General features: G+C 62.2%; 8 protein-coding genes and 1 pseudogene. 3 read left to right on the top strand and 6 right to left on the bottom strand.

The genetic code is table 11. The annotated features are described in order from the left end of the window. The 3 genes from JHD07_RS28055 to JHD07_RS28045 all read right to left on the bottom strand — a co-directional run. Positions 1-253 (bottom strand): cysteine rich repeat-containing protein (locus tag JHD07_RS28055; RefSeq protein ID WP_291627966.1); only part of this gene is annotated, 253 nt, incomplete at its 3' end. A gap of 145 nt (positions 254-398) precedes the next feature. Next, positions 399-1,406 carry an NADP-dependent oxidoreductase gene (locus JHD07_RS28050; RefSeq protein ID WP_291627964.1) on the bottom strand — a complete coding sequence of 336 codons (1,008 nt, stop codon included), beginning with the start codon at positions 1,404-1,406 and terminating at the stop codon, positions 399-401. Between the two features lie 211 nt (positions 1,407-1,617). After that, on the bottom strand, positions 1,618-2,427 hold the full coding sequence (locus tag JHD07_RS28045) for a RimK-like protein (RefSeq protein WP_291627969.1): 810 nt from the start codon (positions 2,425-2,427) through the stop codon (positions 1,618-1,620). A 372-nt stretch (positions 2,428-2,799) separates the two neighbouring features. Between JHD07_RS28045 and JHD07_RS28040 the strand changes: the two genes are divergently transcribed. After that, entirely contained in the window at positions 2,800-3,573 is a 774-nt protein-coding gene (locus tag JHD07_RS28040; RefSeq protein ID WP_291627962.1) for a ferredoxin--NADP reductase, read from the top strand. Positions 3,574-3,724: 151 nt separating this feature from the next. Here JHD07_RS28040 and JHD07_RS28035 read toward each other — a convergent pair whose 3' ends face one another. The 3 genes from JHD07_RS28035 to JHD07_RS28025 all read right to left on the bottom strand — a co-directional run bounded on the left by JHD07_RS28035 (position 3,725) and on the right by JHD07_RS28025 (position 5,101). Beyond that, entirely contained in the window at positions 3,725-4,108 is a 384-nt protein-coding gene (locus JHD07_RS28035; protein ID WP_291627960.1) for a nuclear transport factor 2 family protein, read from the bottom strand. Between the two features lie 104 nt (positions 4,109-4,212). After that, on the bottom strand, positions 4,213-4,605 hold the full coding sequence (locus JHD07_RS28030; RefSeq protein WP_291627958.1) for a RidA family protein: 393 nt from the start codon (positions 4,603-4,605) through the stop codon (positions 4,213-4,215). 100 nt (positions 4,606-4,705) lie between these two features. Then, complete coding sequence (locus JHD07_RS28025) at positions 4,706-5,101, bottom strand: hypothetical protein (protein ID WP_291627956.1); 396 nt, start codon at positions 5,099-5,101, stop codon at positions 4,706-4,708. A gap of 249 nt (positions 5,102-5,350) precedes the next feature. Between JHD07_RS28025 and JHD07_RS28020 the strand changes: the two genes are divergently transcribed. Further along, positions 5,351-6,976 carry an FMN-binding glutamate synthase family protein gene (locus tag JHD07_RS28020; RefSeq protein ID WP_291627967.1) on the top strand — a complete coding sequence of 542 codons (1,626 nt, stop codon included), beginning with the start codon at positions 5,351-5,353 and terminating at the stop codon, positions 6,974-6,976. 76 nt (positions 6,977-7,052) lie between these two features. Then, positions 7,053-7,174 (top strand): annotated as a pseudogene (locus JHD07_RS28015) (PilZ domain-containing protein); the annotation flags it as partial.

The following is a 7,174-nucleotide window of genomic DNA, read 5'->3' as shown; positions in this document are numbered from 1 at the left end:
GCTCGACGGCGCGAACCGCGCTCTGGCATCCCGCTGACAGGCTCGACATGTTCTTGGCGAGACACTGAACCGCCTCCACCCCGCCGGGCGTCACGCTCGAGCAATGCGCCATGAAGTCCGAGCGGCATGCGGACCGGATCGCGCTCTTCTGGGCCTCGGTCGGCGATTGCGCGATCGCTCCTGTTGCAGTTGCGAAGAGCGCTGCCGCCAGCAGCGCCATGCGCGCCGATGCATGGTTCAATCTGTTGAACATTTGAACGAATTCCTGCCCGATCGGCAAAGCCAACCATCCTGAAAAAATATGCAAATGCAATCGTCGCGCGTGAACGGCGCGAGCGGCATCTTTGGCCGCTTTGGCCTCTACCGCAAGTCCATAATGTCAGCGCACCGCGACGTGACTACGCCGCCACTCTCACCATGCGCTTGCCACGGTTCTCGCCCGCCAGCAGTCCGATCAGCGCCTTCGGCGTGTTCTCGAGGCCGTCGATGATGTCCTCCTGCACCTTCAGCCGTCCGGACTTGACCCAGGCCTGGAGGTCGGCGAGCGCGCGCTCGCTTTCCTTCATGTAATCCATCACGATGAAGCCCTGCATGACGAGCCGCTTCACCACGATCAGGCCAGGCACGCCGCGCGGGCCGTGCGCCGCGGGCACGCCGTCATATTGCGAGATCGCGCCGCAGCAGGCGATGCGGCCGTAATTGTTCATCTGCGGCAGGCAGGCTTCGAGGATGTCGCCGCCGACATTGTCGAAATAGACGTCGATACCCTTCGGCGCCGCCGCGCGCAGCGCCTTGAACAATGCGCCGTCCTTGTAGTCCACCGCCGCATCGAAGCCGAGCTCGGAGGTCAGCCAGTTGCACTTGTCCTTGCCGCCGGCGATGCCGACCACGCGGCATCCTTTGATCTTGGCGATCTGCCCGACAATCGAGCCGACCGAACCCGCGGCGGCGGAGACCACGACCGTCTCGCCTTCTTTGGGCTTGCCGATCTCAAGCAGCCCGAAATAGGCGGTGAGGCCGGCAATGCCGAACACGCTGAGCAGATGCGTCATCGGCTCGAGCTTGGGCATCTTGGTGAGATGCTTGGCCGGCACCGCGGCAAATTCCTGCCAGCCGGTGTCGCCGAACACGATGTCGCCAGGCGCGAGGTCCGGCGTCTTCGAACTGACGACCTCCGCGATGGCGCCACCTGCCATCACGCTGTTGGCTTCGACGGCGGAGCGATAGGTTGCGCCGTGCATCCAGGCGCGGTTGGCGGCATCAAGCGAGATGTAGCGCACGCGCAGCAAGGCCTCGCCGTCCTTTGGCTCCGGCAGCGCGCTCTCCACCATCTTGAAATGCTCGGGACCGAGCTTGCCGCTGGGCTTCTCCACCAGCAGAATCTGGCGATTGAACTTGCCGCTCATGGCGTTCCCTCTTCGATGGTTTTGATCATGGATGCAGCCCGCCGCAAACAAGCCTGCAGGCCACATGCGTCATACGTTGCGTGAAGGCTAGAGCGCGGCGTTCCATTTCACAACGGGAACATCCGGCCAACGTCCGAACGCGCCGATCACGTTGCAGCCGGCAAGGGCGTGCAAAACGGTCGACGATTTCCGTGCGGCGAATAATGATGGGTCATCGCTCGTGCCGAACTTCGCCAAACACCCGATCGAGCGCCGCGTCATACGCCGCTTGAACCAGCTTCGGATGCAGCTTGCCCAGCGTCTCCATCATCACGCCGGAATTGATCTCGAGCACGCGCCAATCGCCGTCCACGCGGACCACGTCGATCGACGCGAACACGATGCCGATGGCGCGCGCGGCGTCGATCGCAAGCTTCACGCTGGCGGCGCGATCTTCGCCGTCCTCGAGCAGCACCGGCTTTGCACCGGCATCGAGATTGTGCCGCCAGTCCGAGTCGCGCTGCTTGCTGTAGACGACGAGCGGCACGTCGTCGAGCAGCACCACACGGATCTCCTGCTCGATCGCGACATGGGGCGAGATCACGAGGCCGGGGCTCATCGAGAAGACCTCGCCGACCGCACGATCGAGTTCGCCTACATTCGTCACCTTGAACACGGCGCGCCCCGACGTCCCCTCGTTCGGCTTCACCACCACGCCTTGCGGCGTCTGCGCGAGCACCGCCAGCATTCTCTCGCGCCAGTCCGCGCCGGCGACGTGCTTGCCCAGTTTCGGGTTGAGGAAGAGCTCATGGGGAACGCACGGCACGTCCTCGAGCGCCAGCGCCTCTGATGTGGCCGATTTGTCGTTGGCGAGGCGGTGAGCGATGGCGCTGTTGAGGCCGATGTCGTAACCGAAGGTGAAACGGCGCATCTCGCCCCGGCGCATCGCGATCAGCCAGCCGTCCGCGCGGACATCGACTGCTATGTCCCGTTCCGCGCAATAGCGCCTGATCGCCTGAACGAAGATCCGCTCGTCCGTCATCCGATTCACTGTTCTCGGCGCCAAAAGCCGCAAATATGCGGGAAAAGGCGCCGAACCGGGTGAAGATCAGAGCTATTCTTAATGAAATTCTCGCGACCCGGCGGAAATAAAGTGCTCAAACGAGGCGACCGAAGGGAAAGAAATTGCCGAGGACGTCCGCATGGCAGCGGATTCATTAATGATGCGCCCAGTTCGGCTGCAAATGCCGGTTTGACCGGCATCAATTGCATCCGAAACGAGGTTGATTATTGGTCTCAATGGCGTAGATCACACACGCGAAATCCTCCGCCATGGCAATGGTGCCCGCTCCAAAGTCTGGGGCCGGGTAATCCTTTTGCCCTAAAACCGCAAATATTCGGAATATCGAAAATCATGAGCGCGTTTTACCGAGAGAAGGTTCTTTCCGTCCACCACTGGACCGACACGCTGTTCAGCTTCCGCGCCACGCGCGACACCGGCTTCCGCTTCCAGAACGGGCAGTTCGCCATGATCGGCCTCGAGGTCGACGGCCGTCCGCTGCTGCGCGCCTACAGCATGGCAAGCGCCAACCACGAGGAAGAACTCGAGTTCTTCTCGATCAAGGTTCAGGACGGCCCGCTCACCTCGCGCCTCCAGAAGATCAAGGAAGGCGACACCATCCTGGTCGGCCGCAAGGCGACGGGCACGCTGATCACCGACAATCTGATTCCCGGCAAGCGGCTGATGCTGCTCTCGACCGGCACGGGCCTCGCGCCCTTCGCCAGCCTGATCAAGGACCCCGAGGTCTACGAGCAGTTCGAAACGATCGTGCTGGTGCATGGCTGCCGCCAGGTCTCCGAGCTCGCCTATGGCGAGAAGCTGGTCGCGACCTTGCGCGAGGACGAGCTGTTCGGCGAACTGCTCGCCGACAAGCTGGTCTATTACCCGACCGTGACCCGCGAGCCGTTCAGGAACCGCGGCCGCATCACCGACCTCATCAGCTCCGAGCAAATCTTCAACGACATCGGCCAAGGCCCGCTCGATATCGCGACCGACCGCATCATGATGTGCGGCAGCCCGGCGATGCTGGAAGAATTGAAGCAGATGTTCGAAGGCCGCGACTTCATCGAAGGAAGCGGCAACAAGCCCGGCCATTTCGTGATCGAGAAGGCGTTCGTCGAGCGCTGAGCGCCACTTGATTCCCGGGATGCATCTGTCGTTTGCTGCGGTCGCGGGAAGCGATCGCTGATGCGCAATCAAGGTTTCCGGCCACCGGAAGCCCACGGTCTTAGCCAGAGGCAGCTCGAGAGCACGCGCCGCTGGTGCTTGGGCAGCGAAGTCAGAACATGCCGTTCGGATTGGCGGCATGCTCGGGGATGATCTGCAGGACGTCCCAATGTTCGACGATCCTACCCCGGTCGTCCAATCGGAAAATATCGATTCCCGCGTAGTCGTGGTCTCCAGGCCAGTGTTGGAAGCAATGGAGAATGACGCAGTCGTTCTCTGCCACGACGCGCTTTATCTCGACCCTCTTTCCCGGCCACTCGCGAGCCATGCGCTCGAAATAGTCGATGAAGCCCTTCCTTCCGGTGGCCACATGCGGATTGTGCTGGATGTACTCGTCGCCGACGAAGCGCGCGACGGCCTCGGCGGGGCGGCAGGCGTTGAACATCAATTCGTAGAAGGCGATCACATTCGCCTTGTTGCGTTCGAGATCATGCACGACAGTCTCCTTTGCGAGATCACCGGCGGGAGCCACTGGTGCGGTCAGAAGGATGGTCCGCAGCGTCGCCCGCCCGGGCGGCTCGTTCCCTAATCGACCGAGTTTCAGCCGGGGATGCGGGCAATGACCTTGATCTCGAAGTCGAAGCCCGCGAGCCAGTTGACGCCGATCGCAGTCCAATTCGGATAGGGCTCTTCCGGAAAGACCTCGCTCTTGACGGTCATGATCGTCGCAAACTGATTTTCGGGATCGGTGTGAAAGGTCGTCACGTCGACGATATCGTCAAGCCCGCATCCACCCGCCTTCAGCGTCGCCTCCAGATTCGCAAATGCCAGGCGGACCTGAGCCTCGAAATCCGGCTCGGGCGAGCCATCGCTGCGACTGCCGACCTGGCCGGACACGAACAGGAGATCCCCCGATCTGATCGCCGCGGAATAGGTGTGCGACTTGTAGAGGTCATGTCGGCCGGCGGGGAAAACGGCATCGCGCTTGCTCATGAGGGATTCTCCTGTTGCGAGTCATTGAAGCCGCACCAGCCAGCGAAATGGCCGTCGCGCTGTCTCTTCGGTGCGAAGGGTTAGTTATGAAGGCCGTTCGTCAGTTGTGTGCCTGGCGCTTGAAGAAATAGTGCAGCACGAAATGTCCAGGCGACACCACGGCAACAAGCTCCCATCCTTCGGATCCCAGCCGGCTGAAATCGTCGGGGCCCAAGGTTCTTTCGAGCACGAGATATTCCCACCGCATGGTCGTCTCCAATTGTTCCTGAGTCGTCTTCGGGCGGGCGGTGGGCCGCCTCCATCGCCATTGGGCAATATCCGCCGACTGCCATGTGCTCGGCACGCTAACGTCTCGACGAGAGATGGGACGATTTAAATGGAACGCAAGAGTATCGACGTGCGCGGCAGGCGGCATCGACTGGTTCGCCGCATCCTGCCCGATCCATTTGCCGAAGGCATGCGATCCGGAGGTTTGTCGCCGATGCTGGAACGACATTGTGAGCGTGCCAGGGCCTTGAATACTCGCCCGGCTCACCTTGGCCTCTCTATTGCATCGCAAAACCCGTCCATCGGGCTGATTGATTTGTATCGGTCGAATTCGCTAGCCTGAAACAACGGCCGCGTCATATCCGTATGACAGGCGAGGGCGTATTGTGGCGCCTGCTGGCGAGAGGATCGGATCGTGGCCGAGGACAATAAGACGCATGCATCCCCCAAACGCCTGCCGCTGGCGGAGGAGGGGATCATGGAAACCCTGCTGCTGCCGTTCTCGCCGCGCTTCATTGTGCTGACGATCTGCGCGGTCGTGACCGCGCTCCTGATCGGCATCGGCATCGCCGACGGCAAGATCTTCGACATCCTGCTGATTCCGATCCTCATCTTCGGCGCGCTGACGCTGCTTGGTGTCCGCGATCTCCTGCAGAAGAGTCACGCGGTGCTGCGCAACTATCCGATCTCGGCGCATATCCGATTCCTGCTCGAAGAGATCCGCCCCGAGATGCGGCAATACTTCTTCGAGAGCGAGAAGGACGGCATGCCGTTCTCGCGTGATACCCGCGCGGTGGTCTATCAGCGCGCCAAGATGGAGCTGGACAAGCGTCCGTTCGGCACCCAGGAGGACGTCTACCGCGAGGGTTACGAGTGGATGCACCATTCGGTCTCGCCGAAGGCACATGCAACGGAGAGATTTCGTGTCGTCATCGGCGGACCGGATTGCGCAAGACCCTATTCGGCCTCGGTGTTCAACATCTCGGCGATGAGTTTCGGCGCGCTCAGCCCGAACGCGGTGCGGGCATTGAACGCCGGCGCCAGGAAGGGCGGCTTCGCGCACGACACCGGCGAGGGCGGCGTCAGCCCCTATCACCGCGAGATGGGCGGCGACATCATCTGGGAGATCGGCTCGGGCTATTTCGGCTGTCGCCATCTCGACGGCAGCTTCGATCCCGAAGCGTTTGCGCGCGTCGCCGGCGACGACCAGATCAAGATGGTCGAGCTCAAGATCAGCCAGGGCGCAAAGCCCGGCCATGGCGGCGTGCTGCCGGCGGCCAAGGTCTCGGAGGAGATTGCCAAGATTCGTGGCGTCGCCATGGGCGAGGATTGCATCTCGCCAGCCTCGCACCGCGCGTTCTCGACGCCGGTTGGCATGATGCAGTTCATCGCCGAGATGCGGCGCCTGTCCGGCGGCAAGCCGGCCGGATTCAAGCTCTGTATCGGGCATCCTTGGGAATTCCTGGCGATCTGCAAGGCGATGCTTCAGACCGGCATTTATCCCGACTTCATCGTCGTCGACGGCAATGAGGGCGGCACCGGTGCCGCGCCGCTGGAGTTCATGGATCATTTGGGCATGCCGATGCGCGAGGGCGTCAATTTCGTCCACAACGCACTCATCGGCATTAATGCGCGCGACCGCATCAAGATCGGGGCATCCGGCAAGATCGCGACCGCCTTCGACATGGCGCGCGCGATGGCGATCGGCGCCGACTATTGCAACTCCGCGCGCGGGTTCATGTTTTCGCTCGGCTGCATCCAGTCGCTGAGCTGCCACACCGACCGCTGCCCGACCGGCGTCGCGACGCAGGATCCGACGCGTGCGCGTGCGCTCTACGTGCCGCTCAAGATCGACCGCGTGGCCAATTATCACCACGCGACGCTGCACTCGCTCACCGAGCTGATCGCTGCGGGCGGCCTCGAGCATCCGCAGCAGCTGCGACCGATCCATTTCAGCCAACGAACGTCGACGACTCAGGTGAAGTCCTTCGCGCAGCTCTATCCGGAGCTGCGTCCGGGCGAGCTGCTCGAAGGCACTGAAGACCCGCGCTTTCGCGACGCCTGGAAGATGGCGCGCGCGGAGACGTTCGCACCCGCGCCGTAGGATTCCGGTCGCAGAATTCGTCGCGATTGCGGCCGGCACTTAACGTCCGTTTCAGCTTAGGGTGTAAATTGCGCCCATGGATGAGCGACGCAGCAAGGCGAGGCACCGCGTGCTGAAGGCCGGAACCATCGCGTTCGGCGGCGGCGTTATCGACTGCACCGTTCGGAATCAAACAGTGTACGGGGCTTTACTGGAAGT

It is taken from the genome of Bradyrhizobium sp., from assembly GCF_016462955.1.
Taxonomy (GTDB): domain Bacteria; phylum Pseudomonadota; class Alphaproteobacteria; order Rhizobiales; family Xanthobacteraceae; genus Bradyrhizobium.
The sequence above is the reverse complement of the archived record's forward strand: the minus strand, read 5'-3'. Positions and strand labels throughout refer to the sequence as shown.

Excerpts from the sequence above, each read along its gene's own strand:
- JHD07_RS28045 (WP_291627969.1), bottom strand. The coding sequence starts at position 2,427 with ATGACGGACGAGCGGATCTTCGTTCAGGCGATCAGGCGCTATTGCGCG.
- JHD07_RS28040 (WP_291627962.1), top strand. The coding sequence starts at position 2,800 with ATGAGCGCGTTTTACCGAGAGAAGGTTCTTTCCGTCCACCACTGGACC.
- JHD07_RS28050 (WP_291627964.1), bottom strand. The coding sequence starts at position 1,406 with ATGAGCGGCAAGTTCAATCGCCAGATTCTGCTGGTGGAGAAGCCCAGC.
- JHD07_RS28025 (WP_291627956.1), bottom strand. The coding sequence starts at position 5,101 with ATGTCGTTCCAGCATCGGCGACAAACCTCCGGATCGCATGCCTTCGGC.
- JHD07_RS28020 (WP_291627967.1), top strand. The coding sequence starts at position 5,351 with ATGGAAACCCTGCTGCTGCCGTTCTCGCCGCGCTTCATTGTGCTGACG.
- JHD07_RS28030 (WP_291627958.1), bottom strand. The coding sequence starts at position 4,605 with ATGAGCAAGCGCGATGCCGTTTTCCCCGCCGGCCGACATGACCTCTAC.